Source organism: Lysobacter auxotrophicus, assembly GCF_027924565.1.
GTDB lineage: Bacteria > Pseudomonadota > Gammaproteobacteria > Xanthomonadales > Xanthomonadaceae > Lysobacter_J > Lysobacter_J auxotrophicus.
Window position 1 is genome coordinate 787,109 of record NZ_AP027041.1, and the last position, 22,462, is coordinate 809,570.

Annotated in this window: 18 protein-coding genes; 16 read left to right on the plus strand and 2 right to left on the minus strand. The window is 70.0% G+C overall.

Translation table 11 applies throughout. From position 1 onward, the window contains the following. The first annotated feature begins 18 nt into the window (after nucleotides 1–18). The 3 genes from xerD to purL all read left to right on the plus strand — a co-directional run bounded on the left by xerD (nucleotide 19) and on the right by purL (nucleotide 6,616). Nucleotides 19–972 (plus strand): site-specific tyrosine recombinase XerD, encoded by a 954-nt coding sequence (gene xerD / locus LA521A_RS03495; protein ID WP_281780995.1) that lies wholly within the window; start codon nucleotides 19–21, stop codon nucleotides 970–972. Between the two features lie 744 nt (nucleotides 973–1,716). Continuing rightward, a complete protein-coding gene (locus LA521A_RS03500) occupies nucleotides 1,717–2,571 on the plus strand; it encodes a DsbC family protein (protein ID WP_281780996.1) in 855 nt (284 codons plus the stop codon). A gap of 136 nt (nucleotides 2,572–2,707) precedes the next feature. Then, entirely contained in the window at nucleotides 2,708–6,616 is a 3,909-nt protein-coding gene (purL, locus tag LA521A_RS03505) for a phosphoribosylformylglycinamidine synthase (protein ID WP_281780997.1), read from the plus strand. Between the two features lie 206 nt (nucleotides 6,617–6,822). Here the strand turns inward: purL and LA521A_RS03510 are convergent, their stop codons facing one another. After that, entirely contained in the window at nucleotides 6,823–7,356 is a 534-nt protein-coding gene (locus LA521A_RS03510) for a tetratricopeptide repeat protein (protein ID WP_281780998.1), read from the minus strand. Nucleotides 7,357–7,529: 173 nt separating this feature from the next. Here LA521A_RS03510 and gspE point away from each other — a divergent pair, with 173 nt between their 5' ends. The 13 genes from gspE (at nucleotide 7,530) to LA521A_RS03575 (ending at nucleotide 21,016) form a co-directional block, all read left to right on the plus strand. Beyond that, nucleotides 7,530–9,251 carry a type II secretion system ATPase GspE gene (gspE, locus tag LA521A_RS03515; RefSeq protein ID WP_281780999.1) on the plus strand — a complete coding sequence of 574 codons (1,722 nt, stop codon included), beginning with the start codon at nucleotides 7,530–7,532 and terminating at the stop codon, nucleotides 9,249–9,251. Nucleotides 9,252–9,375: 124 nt separating this feature from the next. After that, the gene (gene xpsF / locus LA521A_RS03520; RefSeq protein WP_281781000.1) at nucleotides 9,376–10,593 is read left to right on the plus strand and encodes a type II secretion system protein XpsF; all 1,218 of its coding nucleotides are present in this window, start codon (nucleotides 9,376–9,378) and stop codon (nucleotides 10,591–10,593) included. Nucleotides 10,594–11,391: 798 nt separating this feature from the next. Then, entirely contained in the window at nucleotides 11,392–11,826 is a 435-nt protein-coding gene (gene gspG, locus LA521A_RS03525) for a type II secretion system major pseudopilin GspG (protein WP_281781001.1), read from the plus strand. Further along, complete coding sequence (gene xpsH / locus LA521A_RS03530; protein ID WP_281781002.1) at nucleotides 11,804–12,298, plus strand: type II secretion system protein XpsH; 495 nt, start codon at nucleotides 11,804–11,806, stop codon at nucleotides 12,296–12,298. Before gspG ends, xpsH begins: the two co-directional genes overlap by 23 nt. Beyond that, on the plus strand, nucleotides 12,295–12,804 hold the full coding sequence (xpsI, locus tag LA521A_RS03535; RefSeq protein ID WP_425494558.1) for a type II secretion system protein XpsI: 510 nt from the start codon (nucleotides 12,295–12,297) through the stop codon (nucleotides 12,802–12,804). Before xpsH ends, xpsI begins: the two co-directional genes overlap by 4 nt. Then, nucleotides 12,801–13,460 carry a prepilin-type N-terminal cleavage/methylation domain-containing protein gene (locus LA521A_RS03540; protein WP_281781003.1) on the plus strand — a complete coding sequence of 220 codons (660 nt, stop codon included), beginning with the start codon at nucleotides 12,801–12,803 and terminating at the stop codon, nucleotides 13,458–13,460. Before xpsI ends, LA521A_RS03540 begins: the two co-directional genes overlap by 4 nt. A 14-nt stretch (nucleotides 13,461–13,474) precedes the next feature. Further along, nucleotides 13,475–14,359, plus strand: a complete 885-nt coding sequence (locus tag LA521A_RS03545; protein WP_281781004.1) for a type II secretion system minor pseudopilin — start codon at nucleotides 13,475–13,477, stop codon at nucleotides 14,357–14,359. Further along, entirely contained in the window at nucleotides 14,356–15,573 is a 1,218-nt protein-coding gene (locus tag LA521A_RS03550) for a PilN domain-containing protein (RefSeq protein WP_281781005.1), read from the plus strand. Before LA521A_RS03545 ends, LA521A_RS03550 begins: the two co-directional genes overlap by 4 nt. Then, complete coding sequence (gene gspM / locus LA521A_RS03555) at nucleotides 15,563–16,234, plus strand: type II secretion system protein GspM (RefSeq protein WP_281781006.1); 672 nt, start codon at nucleotides 15,563–15,565, stop codon at nucleotides 16,232–16,234. The genes LA521A_RS03550 and gspM overlap by 11 nt, the downstream gene beginning before the upstream one ends. Next, nucleotides 16,224–17,063 carry a type II secretion system protein, XpsN-like gene (locus tag LA521A_RS03560; RefSeq protein WP_281781007.1) on the plus strand — a complete coding sequence of 280 codons (840 nt, stop codon included), beginning with the start codon at nucleotides 16,224–16,226 and terminating at the stop codon, nucleotides 17,061–17,063. The genes gspM and LA521A_RS03560 overlap by 11 nt, the downstream gene beginning before the upstream one ends. Before the next feature lie 8 nt (nucleotides 17,064–17,071). Continuing rightward, entirely contained in the window at nucleotides 17,072–19,309 is a 2,238-nt protein-coding gene (gspD, locus tag LA521A_RS03565; RefSeq protein ID WP_281781008.1) for a type II secretion system secretin GspD, read from the plus strand. Then, on the plus strand, nucleotides 19,306–20,163 hold the full coding sequence (locus tag LA521A_RS03570; protein ID WP_281781009.1) for a glycosyltransferase: 858 nt from the start codon (nucleotides 19,306–19,308) through the stop codon (nucleotides 20,161–20,163). The genes gspD and LA521A_RS03570 overlap by 4 nt, the downstream gene beginning before the upstream one ends. Next, nucleotides 20,150–21,016 (plus strand): glycosyltransferase family 2 protein, encoded by an 867-nt coding sequence (locus LA521A_RS03575; protein ID WP_281782179.1) that lies wholly within the window; start codon nucleotides 20,150–20,152, stop codon nucleotides 21,014–21,016. Before LA521A_RS03570 ends, LA521A_RS03575 begins: the two co-directional genes overlap by 14 nt. A gap of 3 nt (nucleotides 21,017–21,019) precedes the next feature. On the opposite strand, the gene LA521A_RS03580 is transcribed toward LA521A_RS03575, so the two are convergent. After that, the gene (locus LA521A_RS03580; protein WP_281781010.1) at nucleotides 21,020–22,357 is read right to left on the minus strand and encodes an NCS2 family permease; all 1,338 of its coding nucleotides are present in this window, start codon (nucleotides 22,355–22,357) and stop codon (nucleotides 21,020–21,022) included. Nucleotides 22,358–22,462: the final 105 nt, after the last annotated feature.

A 22,462-nucleotide genomic window follows, 5' to 3' on the forward strand; every position in this document is an offset into this window, starting at 1 on the left:
AGCCGCTAAGCTGCGGCGATGACCGCACGCACGCCCGCGCAACGCCGCTCCATCGCCATGGCGTTGCCGCCGCTTCCCGACGAAGACGCCGTGCTGATCGGCCGTTTCCTCGATGCGATCTGGGCCGAAAACGGCCTCGCGCAGCCCACGCTCGACAGCTATCGCCGCGACCTGGAACTGCTCGCCCGTTATCGCAGCGGGCGCGCCGGCGCATTGGCCGGAGCCGATCGCGCGGCGCTGTTCGACTACCTCGCATGGCGTTCGCAGCAGGGGTATTCGCCGCGCAGCAACGCGCGCCTGCTGTCGGCGTTGCGCGCGTTCTATGCGTGGCTGGTGCGGCGCGGCGCGCGTTCCGACGACCCGACCGCGTTGCTCGATCCGCCGAAACTGCCGCGTTCCCTGCCGAAGGCGCTGGCCGAGAGCCAGATCGAGGCGCTGCTCGCCGCGCCCGACATCGCGACGCCGCTGGGACTTCGCGATCGCGCCATGCTCGAGTTGATGTATGCCGCCGGCCTTCGCGTGAGCGAGCTGGTGAACCTGCCCGCAACCGCGGTGAACCTGCGCCAGGGCGCGCTGCGCGTGATGGGCAAGGGCAGCAAGGAGCGCCTGGTACCACTGGGCGAGGAAGCGCAGCACTGGCTCGAACGCTACCTCGCCAAGGCGCGTCCGCAGCTGGCCGGCAAGCGCGCGCTGGCACCGCTGTTCCTCTCGTCGAACGGCGAAGCGCCGACGCGCCAACAGTTCTGGCTGCTGGTGAAGAAATACGCCGCGGCGGCGGGTATCGATCCCGATCGCATCAGTCCCCACGGCCTGCGCCACAGCTTCGCCACGCATCTGCTCAACCACGGCGCCGACCTGCGCGCGTTGCAGATGCTCCTGGGCCACAGCTCGCTGTCCACCACGCAGATCTACACGCTGGTGGCGCGCGAGCAGCTCAAGCAACTCCACGCAAAGCACCATCCGAGGGGGTGAGGCAGGCCGCTTACGCGGCACTGCCGCGTGGCCTGCCGAACGCCCGACCACGGAGGGTCGGGCAGGGCCATCCGAAGCCCACTACGTCGCGCCATGGATGGCAGCCGCACCACCATCGAACCCGTGCCAAGCGGCACTGCCGCGCGGCCGCGAACGCCCGGCCATGGAGGGCCGGGCAGGGCGGCCCGGAGCCGGCGGCGTGCCGCCATGGATGGCAGCGAAGCGCGCATCGAAGCTGCGCTTTTGCGGTTGCGTTTGCAGTTGCAAGTTGCAAGTTGCATTGCAGTTGCCTTGCGCTTGATCGTCATCCCGGCAAGGGCGGGGTCGGCAACAGCGGCAACAGCAAGGGGTTCCAGCGTTCGCTGGAATGACGGTGGAATGGTTCACCGGGAAGGGAGTGCCCGAACGTTGCGAGCCTGGGTCCCGGCGTTCGCCGGGATGACGATCTTCTGGGATGACGTTCCAAGGGTGATGTTCCTCCAGCGCACCCGGGACGGGAGGCGACCGCGCCCCGGGTGCGCCTCGCTTACCCGGGCTACCACGGCAACAGCCCAAAACCCAGCCGAACATCGGCCTCGTGCGGCAGGGCTGTGGCGACAACCCGGCCATGGCCCCGAAACGCCACCCCATAACCCCACCCAAACCCCGTCCCCACACCGGGACCTACGACACTCGACCCACCGCGACCCCGTGCCACAATCGGCCATTCCCCCTCGCGGCCCCGGCCGCCCGACAGGATTGCGAATGAAACGACTCGTCCTTGCCGTGCTCGGCGCCATCAGCCTCTCCGCATGCGCGCAGGCCCCCGGCGGCAACACGGACCCCGTCCCCGCGGCGACCACCGCCGCCGCCACCGCGCCGATCGCCGCCCCCAAGCCCGCGGCCGGCACGCCCGACGCGCGCGCCATCGAGGCCGTCCGCGCGCTGAATCCGCAGGTCGAAGTCGAACGCGTCGCCGCCGCGGCGATGCCCGGCTTCCGCGAAGCCATCGTCGCCGGCCAGGTTGTCTACGTCAGCGACGACGGCCGCTATCTGTTCCTGCCCGGCTCCGGCGGCGCCCTGTTCGACGTCGCCGCGAAGAAGAACCTCAGCGAAGACGCGATGGCCGGCCTGCGCAAGCAGCTGATCGCCACCATCCCCGCCAGCGAGCGCATCGTCTTCTCGCCGGCCAAGCCCAAATACACCGTCACCGTCTTCACCGACGTGGAATGCGGCTACTGCCGCAAGCTGCACAGCCAGATCGCCGAATACAACCGCGAAGGCATCGCCATCGAATACCTCGCCTTCCCGCGCATGGGCCTGGGTAGCGACGACTACCGCAAGATGGTCGCGGTCTGGTGCGCGCCCGATCGCCGCAAGGCGCTCACCGCCGCCAAGAGCGACCACGGCCCGACCAAGGCCGACTGCAAGACCAGCGTGAACCAGCAGTACGACGTCGGCCAGCGCGTGGGCCTGACGGGCACACCGATGATCGTGACCGCCGAAGGCGTCCAGGTCGGCGGTTACGTCCCGCCGGCCGCGCTGCGCGAGACCCTGGACAAGCTGGCCGCCGAGAACGCCCGCACCGCGTCCGCGGCGCCCGCCAAGCCGGGCACCTGAGCGTTCCGACAAGCCGCTCCGGCGCCGCCCGATGGGCGGCGTCGGCGTTTTCGGACCCCGGATCGGCCGGTTCCGGCGGCGGGGCGCGGGGCGCTTGGGTACAATGTCGGGCCCGACGTTGCACGGTTCCCCGGACATGATCGTCCTCGAGGGCGCTTCCGCCCTGTCGCCGTTCCGACTGGAACGGCTCCAAGCCCGACTGCAAGCCCTCCATCCGTCTGTCCGCCTCCTCGGCGCGTGGCCCGTCTACTGGGTCGAGCCGGAGCCCGGCGCAACGCCCGATGCGGATGCGCTGCGCCGCATCCTCCAGGCCGAACCCGACGCCGCGCCGCGCGCGAACGACGCGGTGTCCCGCTACGTCACGCCGCGCCTGGGCACGCTGTCGCCCTGGGCGAGCAAGGCGACCGAACTGCTGCACGGCGCCGAACTCCCGGTGAAGCGCGTCGAGCGCGGCACGCGTTACGACCTGGCCGGCTGGCCGACGGACGCGCCGACGCAGGGCGCGCTGGCGAAGGTGCTGCACGACCCGATGACGCAGTCGCTGCTGGAAGCGCGCGAGGACGCCATCGCGCTGTTCTCCGTGCCGGTGCGCGGCGAGCTCGAACGCATCCCGCTGTCCGACCTCGAACTGGCCAACACACGCCTGGGCCTGGCGCTGGCCGACGACGAAATCGCCTACCTGCGCGAGCGCTACGCCGCGCTGGGCCGCGAACCGTCGGACGTCGAGCTGATGATGTTCGCGCAGGCCAATTCCGAGCACTGCCGCCACAAGATCTTCAACGCATCGTGGACCATCGACGGCGTCGAGCAGACGACCTCGCTGTTCAAGATGATCAAGCACACGCACGCGACCACGCCCGAGCACACGCTCTCGGCGTACAGCGACAACGCGGCGGTGGTGGAAGGCTACGCGAGCCGCCGCTTCCGTCCCGACCCGCACACGCACGCGTACCGCGAGGAAGCGCAGGTCGATTCGGCCTTCGCGATCAAGGTCGAAACGCACAACCACCCCACCGCCATCGCGCCGTTCCCGGGCGCCTCGACGGGCGCCGGCGGCGAAATCCGCGACGAAGGCGCGACGGGTCGCGGCGGTCGTCCGAAGGCCGGCCTGGCCGGTTTCAGCGTGTCGCACCTGCGCATTCCGACGCTGCCGCAGCCGTGGGAGCGCCCGCGCGCGCTCAATCCGCGCATGGCCTCGGCGCTGGAGATCATGATCGAAGGCCCGATCGGTGCCGCCGCGTTCAACAACGAATTCGGCCGCCCGAACCTCACCGGCTACTTCCGCAGCTTCGAGCTGGACGAAGGCACGCAGGCGCGCGCCTACGACAAGCCGATCATGCTCGCCGGCGGCCTGGGCGCGATCGACCGCGTGCAGGTGAAGAAACTCGGCTTGCAGCCGGGCGATGCGGTGATCGTGCTTGGCGGCCCGGCGATGCTCATCGGCCTGGGTGGCGGCGCGGCGAGTTCGGTCGCCTCGGGCGAGAGCCACGAGGAACTGGATTTCGCCAGCGTGCAACGCGACAACCCGGAGATGGAGCGTCGCTGCCAGGAAGTTATCGACCGCTGCGTCGCGCGCGGCGAGGACAACCCCATCGCGACCGCGCACGACGTCGGCGCGGGCGGCCTGTCGAACGCGATCCCCGAACTGCTGCACGACTCCGGCCTGGGCGGCATCATCGATCTGGCGAAGGTGCCCAGCGACGATCCGTCCCTGTCGCCGATGCAGTTGTGGTGCAACGAATCGCAGGAGCGTTACGTGCTCGGCATTCCGGCCGACCGCGTCGCCGAATTCGCCGCCATCTGCGAGCGCGAGCGCTGCCCGTTCGCCGCGGTCGGTTTCGCCACGGCGGAGGAGCGCCTGGTCGTCGGCTACGGCGCCACGCGCGAGACCGCGCGCGAAGCCGGTCGTGAGTGGCCGATCGACCTGCCGATGGACGTGCTGTTCGGCAAGCCGCCGAAGATGCACCGCGACACGCGCCGCCCCGGTGCCGCGCCGTGGCCCGCGCTGCGCTGGGACGGCCTGGAACTGCGCGATGCCGCGCTGCGCGTGATGGCGCATCCTTCGGTCGCGTCGAAGAACTTCCTGGTCACCATCGGCGACCGCAGCGTCGGCGGCCTGACCGCGCGCGACCAGATGATCGGCCCGTGGCAGCTGCCGCTGGCCGACTGCGCGATCACGCTGTCGGGCTTCGACGGGTTCGTCGGCGAGGCGATGGCGATCGGCGAGCGCACGCCGCTGGCGCTGATCGATGCCGCCGCCGCCGCACGCATGGCCGTCGGCGAGGCGATCACCAACCTGTGCGCCGCACCGGTGGAATCGCTGAACCGCGTGAAGCTCTCCGCCAACTGGATGGCCGCCGCCGGCCACGACGGCGAGGACGCGCGCCTGTTCGATGCGGTGAAGGCCGTCGGCCTGGAGCTGTGCCCCGAACTCGACCTGAGCATTCCCGTCGGCAAGGACTCGCTGTCCATGCAGGCGCAGTGGCATGCCGACGGCGAAGCGCACAAGTCGGTGTCGCCCGTGTCGCTGATCGTCAGCGCGTTCGCGCCGGTCGTCGACGTGCGCGCGCAGCTGACGCCGCTGCTTTCGCGCGAGGACGACTCCGAGCTGTGGCTGATCGGCCTGGGCGCCGGCAAGCAGCGCCTGGGCGGTTCGGTGCTGGCGCAGTGCCATCCCGAGGCCGCGGACGGCCAGGGCTCGTTGCCCGCGTTCTCCGGTCCGCTCGGCGTGCCGGACCTCGACAACCCGCAGCGCCTGCGCGATTTCTTCGAACTGATCCGCGATGCGCGCGAGGCCGGCCTCGTGCGCGCGTACCACGACCGTTCCGATGGCGGCGCGTTCGCGGCGCTGTGCGAGATGGCGTTCTGCTCGCGCGTGGGCCTGGACATTACGCTGGACGGCTGGGGCGACGATCCGTTCCGCACGCTGTTCAACGAGGAGCTCGGCGCGATCGTGCAGGTTTCGCTGGAAGATCGCGCCGAATTCGCCGACCTCGTCGCGCGCCACGGCTTGATCGACTGCGCCCAGCGCATCGCCCGCCCGACCACGGCGCCGGCGATCCGCGTGCGCGACGACGGCCGGACGCTCGTCGAATGGCGCTGGGAAGAACTCTTCGACGCGTGGTGGTCCACCACCCACGCAATCCAGAAGCTGCGCGACAACCCGGAAGGCGCCGACGAGGAACGCACCGTCGCGCGCGATTTCAACGCGCCGGGCCTGAAGCCGAAGCTGGTGTTCGATCCGGCCGACGACGTCGCCGCGCCGTTCGTCAACACCGGCGTGCGGCCGAAGGTCGCCATCCTGCGCGAGCAGGGCGTCAACGGCCAGATCGAGATGGCGCTGGGCTTCACGCGCGCCGGCTTCGAAGCGGTCGACGTGCACATGAGCGACCTCATCGCCGGCCGCGTCGCGCTGGCCGACTTCAAGGGCATCGCCGCCTGCGGCGGTTTCAGCTACGGCGACGTGCTCGGCGCGGGCCGCGGCTGGGCGACGTCGGTGCTGGAACGCAACGCGCTTCGCGATGCCTTCGAGGCGTTCTTCGCGCGCGAGGACAGTTTCTCGCTGGGTGTGTGCAACGGCTGCCAGATGCTCTCGCAGCTCAAGCCGATCATCCCGGGCGCCGAACACTGGCCGACGTTCCTGCGCAACCGCAGCGAGCAGTTCGAGGCGCGCACGGGCCTGCTGGAAGTGGTCGAGTCGCCGTCGCTGTTCCTGCGCGGCATGGCGGGTTCGCGCATTCCGGTGGCGATCGCCCATGGCGAGGGACGCGCCGACTTCGACAGCACGCTGGACCAGACGGCCGCGAACGTGTCGCTGCGCTATGTCGACGGCAACGGCAACGTGGCCACGCGTTATCCGCTCAACCCGAACGGCTCGCCGGACGGCATCGCCGGCCTCACCAGCCGCGACGGCCGCGCGACCATCCTGATGCCGCATCCCGAACGCACGCTGCGCACGGCCAACCTGAGCTGGGCGCCGGCGGACTGGGGCGTGGATTCGCCGTGGATGCGGATGTTCCGCAACGCGCGGGTGTGGGTCGGCTGATGGGCCGATGAACGCGACAGGCGAAGGCGCCTGTTGCGTTCACCGCGACGCGGTACGCGTTGGCAATGCGAGTATCGGCAGCGATCTCGTGCGTGAAGCTCCCCGGGTGCGCTTCGCTTACCCGGGCTACGATCGCCACGCGAGGACAGCGACCACGTGGATAACCGGCGACCGCATCGCATGCGATCGCCGGCGGACGCGTCGCGTTATTCCTGCGGCCGGACGTTCAGATAGGCGCCGGCCATGTGCAGCGTCGCCCACAGGTCGTTGGATTCCAGCGCGACCGAGCGATCGAACATCTCCTCGCCAATCGCACGGTCGCCGCGCATGACGTAAAGCGCGCCCACTTCGGCGTAGCCGGTGCCGTCGTCGTCGGTGCCCTGGAAATAGCGCGCGAACAGCGGCTTGGCCTTGTCCCATTCGCCGGCCTCGCTGTAGACGCGGGCGATGCGGAACACGTCGCTGTCCTCGTGCTTGCCGGCCAGGATCGCGTCGAAGATCGCCTGGCCTTCGGCCTTGAAGCCGCCGAGGTAGTACACGCGACCCACCGCGATCTGTTCCCAGCTGCCCTTGCCGGCCTGGAGCTTCGCGACCGCGAGCAGTTCCTTCGCCGCGTCCTGGTTGGCCTTGGCGTGATACATCTGCGTCGTGGTCTTCTGCTGCTTCTGCGCGGTGTAACCGACGCCGGCACCGGCGATGAACACGACAACGGCCGCGGCTGCGGCGTGGCGGATCTTCATGCGTTGACTCCCCTGTGAGTGCGGCAAGGCTAAACGATCGGCGGGCGCCACGGTCGAAACGGACGGCGTAGACAAAACCGCCGTTCCGAACGGGTCGTACGCGCTGGCATAAACGCCGGCCTGCTACAGTCCCCGGACCCGTCGCGGAGGAGGTCGGAAACGACCTGATTAGCGTGAACGCCGTCGCCAACGACCTCATTCCCCCCTCGGACGCCGAGGCCCGTATCGTCGATGCACTGCTCGCGCGCGGCCGCCTCAAGGATGCGGACCTCGCCCGCGCGCGCCGCCTGCAGGAGGAAACCGGCGGCAGCCTGCTGGCCCTGCTCGCACGGCTGGGCCTGGTGTCCGAGCGCGACCACGCCGAGACCTGCGCCGAGGTGCTGGACCTGCCGCTGGTCGCCATCAAGGACGCGCCCGAACTGCCGCCTGAAGGCGTCGCGCTGTCGACGCGTTTCATGAAGCAGTTCGCGGTGTGCCCGGTCGGCGAGAACGAGACCGCGGTCGACGTGCTCATGGCCGACCCGCAGGACGCCTACACCGTCGACGCGCTGCGCCTGGCGACCGGTCGCGACATCCGCCCCGCCGTGGCGCTGCGTTCGGAAATCGGCGACCTGGTCGAACGCTGGTACGGCCAGGGCCGCAGCGCCATGGGCGCGATCATCGAAACCGCGGAAGGCGAAGGCGCCGGCGGCGACCTCGACGACGTCGAGCATCTGCGCGACCTGGCATCCGAAGCGCCGGTCATCCGGCTGGTGAACCTGATCATCCAGCGCGCGGTCGAGCTGCGCGCCTCCGACATCCACATCGAACCGTTCGAGAACCGCCTGAAGGTGCGCTACCGCATCGACGGCGTGCTGAGCGAAGGCGAAAGCCCGCCGGCCAACCTCACCGCCGCCGTGATCAGCCGCATCAAGATCATGGCCAAGCTCAACATCGCCGAACGCCGCCTGCCGCAGGACGGCCGCATCATGCTGCGCGTGCAGGGCAAGGAACTCGACCTTCGCGTGAGCACCGTGCCGACCGCGCACGGCGAAAGCGTGGTGATGCGACTGCTCGATCGCGAAACGGTGGTGTTCGACTTCAAGCGGCTGGGCTTCACCGACGCGTTCCTGCCGCAGTTCCAGAAGGTGCTCGACCAGCCGCACGGCATCTTGCTGGTCACCGGCCCGACTGGCTCGGGCAAGACGACCACGCTGTACACCGCGCTGAGCAAGCTCAACACGCCGGACGTCAAGATCATCACGGTCGAGGACCCGGTCGAATACCAGATCGAAGGCATCAACCAGATCCAGGCCAAGCCGCAGATCGGGCTCGACTTCGCGCACGCGCTGCGCAGCATCGTCCGACAGGATCCGGACATCATCATGATCGGCGAAATGCGCGACCTGGAGACGTGCCGCATCGCGATCCAGTCCGCGCTCACCGGCCACCTGGTGCTGTCGACGCTGCACACCAACAACGCCGCGGGCGGCATCACGCGCCTGCTCGACATGGGCGTGGAGGACTACCTGCTGACCTCCACCATCAACGGCATCCTCGCGCAGCGCCTGGTGCGTCGCCTGGAATTGACGCACGCGCGCCGCTATCCCGCGTCGCCGGAGGAAATCGAACGTTTCGACCTGCGCCGTTACCAGCCCGAAGGCGAGATCTTCCTGTACCACCCGATGCCGTCGCCGATCGCGCCGACCGGTTACCACGGCCGCACGACGATCATGGAATTCCTCGTCATGAACGACGAACTGCGCCGCGCGGTGATGCGCCACGCCGGCATGGGCGAGATCGAACAGATCGCGCGCCAGCACGGCATGCGCACGATGTACGAGGACGGCATCGCGAAGGCCCTGCGCGGCGAGACGACGATCGAGGAAGTGCTGCGGGTTACGGAGGATGCGTAGCGGGACGAGCCTATTCGCGCTTTCGCGGTCGTCATTCCCGCCTTCGCGGGAATGACGAGCAAAAGCAAACCCAGATCCCGGATCGCAGAACCCTGGTCCCCGACTCCCGACTCCCATCCCACCCATGCCCCTCTACCACTACAAAGCCCTCAACCCGCGCGGCGAGCTGCTCGATGGCCAGATGGAAGCCGGCAGCAGCGCGGAGGTCGTGGCGCGATTGCAGGAGCAGGGGCATTTGCCGGTCGAAGCGAAGCTCGCGAGCGAGGCATCCAGTGCGTCGGTCTGGAAAGGGCTGTTCAAGCCCAAGCCGTTCGCCGGCGCGCGGCTGGTTCAGTTCACGCAGCAGCTTGCAACGCTGCTCGGCGCCGGGCAGCCGCTGGATCGCGCGCTCACCATCCTGCTGGAACTGCCCGAAGACGAAGCCGCGCGACGCACGATCGGCGACGTGCGCGATGCGGTGCGCGGCGGCAGTTCGCTCTCGACGGCGCTTGAGCGCCAGCACGGCACGTTCTCGCGCCTGTACGTGAACATGGTGCGCGCCGGCGAGGCCGGCGGCAGCCTGCAGGAAACGCTCGCGCGACTGGCCGATTACCTCGAACGCACGCGCGCGCTGCAGGGCCGCGTGGTGAATGCGCTGATCTATCCGGCGATCCTGCTGGTGATGGTCGGCGGCAGCCTGCTGTTCCTGTTCGGCTACGTCGTCCCGCAATTCGGCGCGATGTACGAAAGCCTGGACGCCGAGCTGCCGTTGTTCACCAGGATCGTGCTCGGCATCGGCCTGTTCGTGCGCGACTGGTGGATCGTGCTGCTCGCAGTGCCGGCGCTGGGCTTGTGGTGGTTCGATCGCAAGCGCCGCGATCCGGTGTTCCGCGAAGCCTTCGACGCATGGCTGCTGCAGCGCCGTTTCGTCGGCGGGCTCGTCGCCAAGGCGGAGACGGCGCGCCTCGCGCGCACGCTCGGCACGCTCGTGCGCAACGGCGTGCCGCTGATCACCGCGCTGGGCATCGGCCGCAACGTGCTCGGCAACCGCGTGCTGGCGGCGGACGTGGATGCCGCCGCGCAGGAAGTGAAGAACGGCGTCGCGCTCTCGACGGCGCTCGGCCGCGGCAAGCGCTATCCGCGACTGGCCTTGCAGATGATCCAGGTCGGCGAGGAATCCGGCGCGCTCGACACCATGCTGGTGAAGGCGGCCGAAACCTTCGAGCAGGAAACCTCCATCGCCCTCGACCGCATGCTCGCCGCCCTGGTCCCGGTGGTGACGATCGTGCTGGCGGGGGTGGTCGGCATCGTCGTGATGGCCGTGCTCATGCCGCTATACGGCCTAACCAATGCGATTGGGTGAGGCAGGCCGCTTACGCGGCACTGCCGCGTGGCCTGCCGAACGCCCGGCCATGGATGGCCGGGCAGGGCATTCCGGAGTCGGTAACGTCCCGCCATGGATGGCCGTGCGCGAGTGCATCGGAGCGCTTGCACGCGGCACTGCCGCGTGGCCTGCCGAACGCCCGGCCATGGATGGCCGGGCAGGGCGTTCCGGAGTCGGTAACGTCCCGCCATGGATGGCCGTGCGCGAGTGCATCGGAGCGGCTGCACGCGGCACTGCCGTGTGGCCTGCCGAACGCCCGGCCAGGGATGGCCGGGCAGGGCATTCCGGAGCCGTAACGTCCCGCCATGGATGGCCGTGCGCGAGAGCGTCGGAGCGGTTGCACGCGGCACTGCCGCGTGGCCTGCCGAACGCCCGGCCATGGATGGCCGGGCAGGGCATTCCGGAGCCGGTAACGTCTCGCCATGGATGGCCGTGCGAGTGTGCATCGGAGCGGTTGCACGCGGTACTGCCACGTGGCCTGCCGAACGCCCGGCCATGGATGGCCGGGCAGGGCATTCCGGAGCCGGTAACGTCCCGTCATGGATGGCCGTGCGCGAGTGCATCGGAGCGGTTCACGCGGGACTGCCGCGCGGCCTGCCGATGTCCCGCTTATAAGGACCGGATCGCCGAACGAACCGCCCCGGCCACCCCAGGCGACATTCCCCCCTTCACACCCGCGTCGCAGGAACTGAACATCGGCCCCCGCAGTCAGACCACTGGCAACCGTTTTCGGGTAAACATCCCCTGTTTCCAGATGCACCTTCCAAAGGAACCCCCATGCGCAACCGTCGTTCCCTGACCCGTTCGCCATCGGCCGCCCGCCAGCGCGGCATGAGCCTGATCGAGATCATCATCGTGATCGTGCTGATCGGCGCCGTGCTGGCCTTCGTCGGCAGCCGCGTGCTGGGCGGCAAGGATCGCGGCGACTACAACATCGCCAAGGCGCAGGTGCAGACGATGGCCGGCAAGATCGAGTCCTTCCAGATGGACACCGGCCGGCTGCCGACCTCGCTGGAGGAACTGGTCACCCAGCCCAGCGACGTGAACGGCTGGCTCGGCCCGTACGCCAAGGCGACCGAACTGAAGGACCCGTGGGGCCATGCGCTCGAGTACCGCGCGCCGGGCGAAGGCGGCCCGTTCGACCTGGTGAGCCTGGGCAAGGACGGCAAGCCCGGCGGCACCAGCGTCGATGGCGACATCAAGTACGAGTAAGCGGCCCGTCGGAGCTGCCATGCATCGCGCACGCGGCGTTTCCCTGCTGGAGATGCTGCTGGTGATCGCGTTGATCGCCGCCATCAGCGTGCTCGCGCTGGCGGCGATGAGCGGCGGCCGCGAAGGCATGCAGCTGCGATCCACCGCGAAGGAAGTCTCCACCGCGCTGCGCTTCACCCGCGCCCATGCCATCGGCTCGGGCGCGCCGCAGCGCTTCACGATCGATCCGGCGAAACACACCTGGACCGCGCCGATGGGCCGCGGCGGCAAGGTGCCGCCGAACCTGCGCATCACCTTCACCGGCGCGCGCGAAGTGCAACCGACGCGCGGCGAAGGCGCGATCGTGTTCTTTCCCGATGGCGCGAGCACCGGCGGCCGCGTGCAGCTCGGTGCGCGGCAGGCGGCCTGGAACATCGACGTCGCGTGGCTCACGGGCGAGGTGAAGTTGAAACGCGCGCAGGTTTCGCCGTGAAGCAGGCACGCGCGCAGCGCAGCATCGAGCAGGCGCAACGCGCAGGCGGACACGCGCCGCCGCGATGCCCATTCCCCATTTCCCTTTCCTCGCATCAACGCGGCTACACGCTGCTCGAAGTCATCGTCGCCTTCGCGTTGCTCGCGATGGCGCTGACGCTGCTGCTGGGCATCCTGTCCGGCTCGGCGCGGCAGGTGCGGCAATCGGCGGACGCCGGACGTGCCGCGATGTACGCGCAATCGCTGATGGACCAGGTCGGCGTCGGCGAACGCCTGGCCGGGAGCGAACGCAATGGCGAATTCGAACAGGGCCGTTACCGCTGGCGCCTGCGCGTGTCGCCGTGGCGCGACCCGGCGATCGCCGCGAGCGGCCAGCCGATGGCGCTCGGTGGGCCGGAGTTGTTCGAGATCACGCTGGCGATGCAGTGGGGCGACGGCCCCGGCCAACGCCTGCAATTGCGCACGCTGCGCATCGCCGCCGCCGGCAGCGGAGGCACGTTGCAATGACGCGCGTGCATGGTTCATCGCGCGGCTTCACGCTGATCGAAGTGCTGATCGCGATGGTGCTGCTCGTCGCGGGCCTCGCGCTCGCCTTCGCCACGCTGGGCGCGGCGACGCGCACCGCCGCGCGCGGTGAAGCGATGGCCGACCACAGCGAGCGCATGCGCGCGGTCGAAGGCTTTCTGCGAACGCGCCTCACCGGCGCGCGCCCGGTTCCGTTCGACATCGACCAGACGCGCGCGATCGCCGTGCGGTTCATCGGCGAACGCGAGCGCATGCGGTTCGTGGCCGATATTCCCGATTACCTCGGGCGCGGCGGCCCGTACCTGCACGACTTCAAGGTGGAAGATGCCGGCGACGGCGTGCGCATGACGCTCGCGCTCAATATGGTGCAGGCGGGCACGACCGTGGAGGAACGCGATCCTCGTCCGCCGGAACTGCTGGTCGAAGGCCTGCGCGAGGTGCGTTTCCGCTATCGCGCGCTCGATCAGGAAGGCCGGCTCGGCGACTGGCTCGACACGTGGGAAGCCACCGAACAACTGCCGCTGCTGGTGGAAGTGACGATGATCGACCGCAACGGCGCGGCGTGGCCGCCGCTGGTGGTGTCGTTGCCGCTCGCGCCGGCGATCAGCGGCTTCGCGCAGCCGGTGCAGACGCAATGACCGCCGTGCATCGGATGACCACTGCGCGATCGACGTCGCGCGGCGCGGCGCTGATCCTCGTGCTGTGGTTGATCGTGCTGCTCACCGCGTTGATTGGCGGCTTCGCACTGGCCGCACGCGTGGAATCGCTGCAGGGTCGCGTGCTGGTGCGCGGCCTGGTCGCGTCGAACGCCGCGCGTGCCGGGCTGGAGTATTCGCTCACGCGCGTCGCGCTGCCGGACGCGCGCCTGCAATGGAAGCCCGACGGCACGGCGCATCGCTGGCGCTTCGGCGACGCGCAGGTCGAGGTGAAGATCGTCGACGAGAACGGCAAGCTCGACCTCAACCAGGCGCCGCATCCGCTCATCGCCGCGCTGATCCAGCGCCATGGGGTGGAGGCGTCCGAGGCTGGGCGCATCGCCGGGGCGATCGTGGACTGGCGCGATCCCGACCCGCTGACGCAGCCCGCTGGTGGCGCGGAGGACGGCGACTACGAGGCCGCCGGCCGGCCGTACGGCGCCAAGGACGCGGACTTCGAAAGCGTGGCCGAACTGCTGCAGGTGCTGGGCATGACGCCGGCGCTGTTCGCGAAACTCGAGCCGGACCTGACGGTCTACAGCGGCCGCGCACAGCCGGATCCGGCGTATGCGTCTGCAGAACTGCTCGATGCGATGGGCTTGAACGGCGCGGACCTGGTCGCACAACGCGGGCGACCGGCCGGCGCCTTGCCGGTGGACGGCGCCCTGCCAGGCGCAAGCATGGTCGGCGCCGGCAGCGGCACCTATAGTATCGACAGCCGCGCGCGGCTCCCCGACGGTCGACAGTCGCTGCTGCGAGCGGTGGTTCGCACGGGCGGAGGGGGCTTGCCTGGCATGGCGTACGTGCCGTTGCGCTGGGAGGAGGGAGCATCACCGCGATGAACGCAAGGAGCGAAAGCCGGCCACAGAACCGGCCTGCCGCCGACTGGGCGCAGGACCGGCTGCGTCGCCTGGGGGCGCGTCTCGCGCCGGGCGCGGGCGGGTTCGCGCACTGGTGGGCGCACAACCTCGCCGCGTGGCTGCCGGCGCGCGTGCGCCGCGTGCTCGGTTTCGACCGCGGCCGCCTGTTGCTGCAGGTGCAGGGCGATGCGGTGCAATTGCGCCTCCAGCAGGCCGGCGACCTTCGCGACCTCGGCGCCGTCCCGCAGCTGGCGCTGCCCGATGGCGATGCCATCGTCGCCCCCGTCGATCCGCTGGCGACGCTGCTTCCGCCGCGACTCACCGATCTTCCGCGCTGGCTGCTGCTGCCCGCCGCCGCCGGGCTGCGTCGACCGCTTACCCTGCCGGCCGCTGCCGGCGACCGCCTTCGCGACGTCGTCGGTTTCGAGATCGACCGCCAGACGCCGTTCACTGCCGACAACGTCGCCTTCGATGCGCGCCTGCTCGGCCGTCGCGAGGCCGACGGCATGATCGAGGCCGAGCTCGTCGTCGTTCCGCGCCAGCGCCTGGATGCGCCGGTGGCGGCGCTGGGCCCGTTGGCCGGCTCGCTCGCCGGCATCGACCTGTGCGCCGAGAACGGCCAGCCGCTGGGCGTGAACCTGCTCGATCCGGCGCTGCGCCGCCGCCATGGCGATGCGTTCCGCTACTGGAACCTCGCGCTCGCCGCGCTGGCGGTCATCGCCGTCGCCGCGACGATGTGGCAGTTGCTCGCCAATCGCCGGGCCGCCGCGGACGAACTCGAAGCGCGCATCGCCAGCCAGGCGACCGCCGCGCGCGCTGCCGCCGCGCAACGGCAGGCGCTGATCGACCTTATCGAAGGCCAGGCCTTCCTCGACCGCGAGCGCGCGCAGCGACCGACCACGGTGGAAGTGCTCGACGAACTCACCCAGCGCCTGCCCGACAGCACGTACCTGGAAAAGCTCGCCATCGAGGACACCAACCTGCTGATGATCGGCCTCAGTCGCGAGGCGCCGTCGCTGGTGCAGCGCCTGCAAGGGTCGAAGCTCTGGCGCGCGCCGTCGCTCACCGGCGCGTTGATGCCCGATCCGGTCAGCGGACGCGACCGCTTCACGCTGACCGCCGAACTCGGCGCGCCCACGTCCACCGGACAGCGCACCACGCCGCCGCCGCAACCGGAGGACGCCGATGGCGGTTGATCCGACGCACGCCCGTCCGCAGGCGCCGTCGGCCACAGCGCCGCCCCGCATCGGTCGCGACCAGTGGCTCGCGCTCGGATTGCTGCTCGCCGCGTTGCTGCTGGGCTATCTGGTGCTCGTGCATCCGTGGTTCACCGCGCCGATGCTGGAAGCCAACGACCGCGTCGAAAGCCTGCAGCAGCGCGAACTGCGCCAGCGCATGCAATTGCAGCAGGCGCCGCAGGTGCAGCAGCGACTCGCGCAGGTGCGCGCGCAGCAGGCGCGTTCGCCGGGCTTCCTTCCGGAAAGCAGCGCGGAACTGGCGACGGCCGGGCTCGTGCAGCGGCTGGAGCGCGTCGTCGCCGAAGCGAGCCCGGGCAACCGCAGCTGCGCGATCAGCAACCGTTCGCCGCTGAGCGAGCCGCGTCGCGACCGCTATGCGCGCGTGATCGTGCAGGTGCGCCTGCGCTGCGGCACGCCGGAACTGATGAGCGTGCTCTACGCGCTGGAAAGCGGTTCGCCGCGGCTGTTCGTCGGCAACCTCAACCTGCTGTCCTCGCGCGGCTACTTCCTGCCGGGCGCGAACCAGCCCAGCGGCGACGGCGGCCTGGACGTGACGTTCGATCTCTACGGCTACCTGCGTCCGTTGCCCAACGTGTCGGAGGTACCGCGTGCGCCTTGACGACGCCGGTCCGCGCACCTGGTTGCTCGCCACCGTCGCGGGCTGGGCGGTGATCGCCTGGCTGCTGGCGGTGCTCGGCATGGGCCGGCATGCGCAGGCGCTGGACGCCGATCCCGGCCTGCTGCGTCCCTTGCCCAATGCGCGCCCGCCGGCGGCGCAGCGCCTCGGCCCGCTGTCGCAGTACGCCGCGATCGCGCAGCGCCCGCTGTTCTCGCAGGATCGCCAGCCCAAGCCGTTCTTCCTGCAGGGCGGCGGCGAAGGCGAAAGCCAGCAGACGGCGTTCGATTACGTGCTGACCAGCGTGCTGATCACGCCGACGCTGAAGATGGCGATCCTGCAGCCGGCCGACGGCAGCGAATCGGTGCGCGTGAAGCTCGGCGAAGTGCCCGAATCGCATCCCGCGTGGCGCCTGACCTCGCTCGACGCGCGCAGTGCGGTGTTCGAAGGTCCGGAAGGCCGGCGCGAGATGACCCTGCGCGTGTTCGACGGCCAGGGCGGCCAGCCGCCGACCGCGGTGAGCAATGCGCCGGGCGCGAACCGCACGCAGCCGGTAGGCGTGCCGGTGCCGCCCGCCGCGGCGAACGCGGCGGCGGCCAACGGTGGCCGCAACGTTCCCGCCAACGCACGGCCCGTCGGCAACAACGCCTCGCCCAACCGCAACGCGAACAACAACGCCCAGACGCCGGCGCCGCCGCCCGCGCCGGAGCCCAGCGAAAACACGCCGATGACGCCGGAGGCGCAGATGGAAGCCATCCGCAAGCGGATCGAAGCACGTCGTGCACAGATGCGGCAGCAGCAATCCGCGCAACCCCCGGCCCAGACGCCTTGAGAGACCGCATGAATTCCCCTTCGATCAAGACCCGCCAAAGCCCCCTAGCGCAGGCGATCGCGATTGCGACCATCGCCAGCCTGCTGGCGTCGTGCGCGACCGCGCCGGTGCCGAACATCCGGCGAGCGGACACCTCCGCCGCGCAGCCCGGCGCCGCCAGCGGCACGCGCGGCGCGACGGCGCAGGAACCGCTGCCCGAATCCACCGACGCCGGCGATGCACGCCCGCAGATCCGTCGCGGCACCGGCCAGGTGATCAACCGCAGCGCCGCCGCCTCGCCGCCGCCGGGCCTGGGCGCGACGACCGGCTCGGCGACGTTCAATTTCGAAGGCGAGTCGCTGCACGCGGTGGTCAAGGCGATCCTCGGCGACATGCTCGGCCAGAACTACGTCATCGCGCCGGGCGTGCAGGGCACCGTGACGCTGGCCACGCCTAAGCCGGTGAGCCCGGCCGAAGCGCTCAACCTGCTGGAGATGGTGCTGGGCTGGAACAACGCGCGCCTGGTCTACAGCGGCGGCCGCTACAACATCGTGCCGGGCGACCAGGCGTTGCCCGGCAACGTCGCCGCCCGCACGGGCGAGGCGAGCACCGCACGCGGTTTCGAAGTGCGCACCGTGCCGCTGAAGTACGTGTCGGCGACGGAGATGGAGAAGATCCTCAAGCCGTACGCGCGCCCGAACGCCATCGTCAACGTCGACAACTCGCGCAACGTCATCACCGTCGGCGGCAGCCGCGCCGAGCTGGAGAACTACCTGCGCACGATCGAAGTGTTCGACGTCGACTGGCTGTCGGGCATGTCGGTCGGCGTGTTCCCGCTGCAGTCGGGCAAGGCGACGAAGGTCGTCGCGGACCTGGAAAAAGTGTTCGGCGAGCAGAGCAAGTCGCCGGTCGCGGGCATGTTCCGTTTCATGCCGCTGGACGGCGCCAACGCGGTGCTCGTCATCACCTCGCAGCCGAACTACCTGGACGACATCCAGCAGTGGCTGGAGCGCATCGACAGCGCGGGCGGCACGGTGCAGCTGTATTCGTACGAGCTGAAGTACATCAAGGCCAAGGACCTCGCGGATCGTCTCGCCGACGTGTTCGGCTCCGGACGCGGCGGAACGTCGGGTGAGGGCGGTGGTCCGCCGTCGCTGATGCCGGGGCTGGAATCGGTCGAATTGAAGGACAGCAGCGACGGCAGCGGCAGCACCGCCACGCTGGGCAGCGACACGGGGTCCGGAAGCGGCACCGGCGGCAACGGCACGCTGGCGCTGAACCAGCAGCAGACCGGCAACGCGAGCCTCACGCTGGACGTCAACGGCGATCGCGTCGGCGTGTCGGCGGTGGAGGAAACCAACTCGATCATCGTGCGCAGCAGCCCGTCGGCGTGGAAGTCGATCCGCGACGTCATCGAGCGCCTGGACGTCATGCCGATGCAGGTGCACATCGAGGCGCAGGTGGTCGAAGTGCAGCTCGCGGGCGACCTCAAGTACGGCGTGAACTGGTATTTCGAACGCGCCGTCACCGACGCGGGCCTGCCGGATGCGGTGGGCCGCACGACGTGGAGCACGCTGGCAGGCAGCATCGTGCCGGGTAACGGGGAAGGTGGTGGCGGTCTGTCCTGGACGTTCCTCGGCCGCAACGCGGCGGCGATCATCAGCGCGCTGGACGAGATCACCGACCTGCAACTCCTGCAGACACCGTCGGTGATGGTGCGAAACAACGCCGAAGCCACACTCAACGTCGGCAGCAAGATTCCGATTTCGTCGGTGACGTTCAACCCGACCACCGGAAGCGACAACACCTACAGCCAAGTCCAATACCTCGATACCGGCATCATCCTCAAAGTGCGCCCGCGTGTTGCGAAGGACGGCATGGTGTTCCTGGACATGGTGCAGGAAGTCAGTTCACCCGGCGCCCAGTCCACGGCGGATCGCAACGGCAACGTGCGCATCGACACGCGCCGCCTGAAGACCGAAGCGGCCGTGCAGAGCGGCGACACGGTGATGCTCGCGGGCCTGATCAGCGACTCCGTCGAGCGGGGCGCGTCGGGTTTCCCCGGGCTGAGCCGCATTCCGGTGATCGGCGGCCTGTTCGGCCAGCAGCGTTCCAGCAAGACGCGCAACGAGGTGATCGTGCTGCTCACGCCGACCATCGTGCGCAATCCGCAAGAGACGCGCGACCTGACGGACGACTACACGCGCCGCTTCCGTGCGATGGAACCGCTGCAGAAGAAACCGCGCCGCCCGGGCCAGCAACAGTGACCCAGGCGGCCGCCTCGCCGGCGGTCGTCGGGCCCATCGTCGTCGTCCCGGTCGGCACGGACGACGAAGCGCTCGATGCCTGCCTGGCCGCCCTCGACGCCGCCACCGCGCCGGGCACTCCGGTGTGGCTGGCCGACGACGCGCAGGCGGGCCCGCGTGGCTACGCGATCATCGAGCGCTGGATCGCGCGCACCGCGCTGAAGGCCGATTACACGCGCCGGCAGCGCAGCGTCGGCGAAGTCGCACACCTGGACGAAGTGCTGGCCGCGTGCGGCGATGCCGACGTCGCCGTGCTCGCGAGCGATGCGATTCCCGCACCGGGCTGGTTGTCGCGCCTGGCGACCGGGCTGGCGAGCGACGGCGCGATCGCCACCGCCACGCCGTGGAGCAACGCGGGCGAAGCCGCCGCGTGGCCGCGCATCGGCGAGATCGATCCGGTGCCGGACGACCTGGAACGCATCGCGCGCGCCGCCAAGGCGATGCCCGCGCTGCATCCCGAACTTCCCGCCGCGGTGAGCCACGCCGTGCTCATCCGCGGCGCGGCGCGACGTCGTGCGGGCGGCCTGGACGCGAGCAGCTACGCGTCGTGGTACGCCGCGCTGATCGACCTGTCGTTGCGGCTCGCGGGCCTGGGCTGGCGCAACGCGCTGTGCGATACCGCCTTCGTCGCACGCCGTGGCGAGGGCGGGCCGTTCGATGGCGACATGGACGCGCTCGCCGCGCGCTGGCCCGACTGGCACGCGCGGCTCGCGCATTACCTCATGCAGGATCCGCTGCGCGCCTCGCGCGTGCAGCTGGCGACGCTGCTCGAACACCTCGGACCACCGGAACCGCAACGTGATCTCTTCGTCTGACGCCAGCGCCGGCATCGCCGCGGTGGTGGTGACCTACCGCAGCGCCGACACCATCGACGACTGCCTCGCGCGCCTGCGCGCGGCGGACGGCGTGGACGCCATCCGCGTGGTCGACAACAACTCCGACGACGGCACGCTGGAGATCGTGCAGCGCCATGCCAGCAGCGACGCGCGCGTGCGCTTCATCGCCAACCCGGACAACCCCGGCTTCGGCATGGCCTGCAACCAGGGCGCGCGCGATGTGGAGGCGGGCGTGCAATGGCTGGCGTTCGTCAATCCCGATTGCATGGTCGAACGCGACACGCTATCGCGCCTGCGTGCGCTCGCCGCGCACCAGGGCGAGGCGCTGCTCGGTGCCGATCTCGTCGACGACGGTGGCGTGCGCGACGGCGCCGCACGACGCCGCGACCCCGACTTCGGCGCGATGCTCTCCGCCGCGCTCGGCGGCACGCCCGCGCCGAAGCTCGAACTTCCCATCGACGACACGCGCGCGCTCCAGCAGGTCGAGGCGGTGTCGGGTGCGCTGATGCTCATGCCGCGCGCGCTGTTCGAGCGCCTGCACGGTTTCGACGAAGGCTATCGCCTGCACGCCGAAGACCTCGACCTCTCGCGTCGTGCGCGCGAATCCGGCGCGCTGGTCGCCGTCGCCAACCACGTACGCGTGCTGCACGTGCGTGGCGTGTCGAGCCGCTCGCGACCGTTCTTCGTCGAATGGCACAAGCATCGTGGCCTGTGGCGCTACTACCGCAAGTTCGAGGCGCCGCGCCGCAGCGCGGGCATGAGTGCGGCGGTGTTCGCGGCGATCTGGCTCCGGTTCCCGGTGGCGTACCTGAAAGCGAAAGCGCGGCGCTGAGGTCTACTCCAACGCGAACCGCACCACGAACAGCCCCGCCACCACCCACACCGCCGCGTGCACTTCGCGCGCGCGACCGGTGAAGAGTTTCAGCACGGCATAGGCGATGAAGCCGAAGGCGAGGCCGTTCGCGATCGAGTAGGTGAACGGCATCGCCAGCGTGCACAACGCGGCAGGGATCGCTTCGGTGAGGTCGTCCCAGTGCACGTCGCCCAGCTCGCGCAGCATCAGCCCGGCGACGAACAACAGCGCCGGCGCGGTCGCGTAGGGCGGCACCATGCCGGCCAGCGGCGAGAACAGCAGCGCAAGCAGGAACAGTGCGGCGACGACGAGCGCCGTCAGCCCGGTGCGGCCGCCGGCCTGCACGCCGGACGCACTTTCGATGTACGCCGTCGTGCTGCTGGTGCCGAGCATGGAGCCGGCCAGGATCGCCGTGCTGTCGGCGAACAACGCGCGGCCGAACCGCTTCTGCTGCGCGGCCGATGCATCATCCGGCGGCAGCAGGCCGGCGCGGCGCGCGACGCCCATCAACGTGCCGGTTGCGTCGAACACCTCCACCAGCACGAACACGATCACCACGTGCAGCATCGCCGCGATCGAGAAGCCGTCGCCGCCGCCGAGCGCGCCGCGGATGTCCAGCTGCATGAACGTCGGTGCCAGGCTCGGCGGCACGTCGATAATCCCGTGGTACTGCACGCGCCCGAACACCAGCGCGACGGCGGTGACGGCGAGGATGCCGATCAGGATCGCGCCGCGCACGCGCCAGGCTTCGAGCACGGCGATCAGCAGGAAACCCGCGACCGCGAGCAGCGGCTCGGGTTCGCGCAGATCGCCCAGCGCCACCAGCGTGTCGGGGTCGCCGACGATCAGCTCGGATTTCTGCAACGCGATGATCGCCAGGAACAGGCCGATGCCGGCGGTGATCGCGCTGCGCAGCGAATGCGGGATGCCCGCGATCAGCCACGCGCGCGCGCCGGTGATGCTGAGCAGCAGGAACACCACGCCGGAGACGAACACCGCGCCCAGCGCCTGCTGCCACGTGTAGCCCATCGCGCCGACCACGGTGAAGGCGAAGAACGCGTTGAGCCCCATGCCCGGCGCCATGCCGACCGGGTAGTTGGCGGCGAAGGCCATCACCAGCGAACCGATCGCGGCGGCCAGGCACGTCGCGACGAAAACCGCGCCAGTGTCCATGCCGGTGTTGCCCAGCACGCTCGGGTTCACGAACACGATGTAGGACATCGTCAGGAACGTCGTCACGCCGGCGACCAGTTCGGTGCGCACGTCGGTGCCGTGCTGGCGCAGCCTGAACAGCGAGTCCAGCGGAGCGGGGCGGGCCATGGCGGAATCCTGGGGCGGGAAGTGCAGGGGAACCGGGGAGGTTAGCCCGCGCCGGTGGGCCCAGCATCGGGAAATCGTCGCCCGCGCGGCGTGAGGCCGGAGATG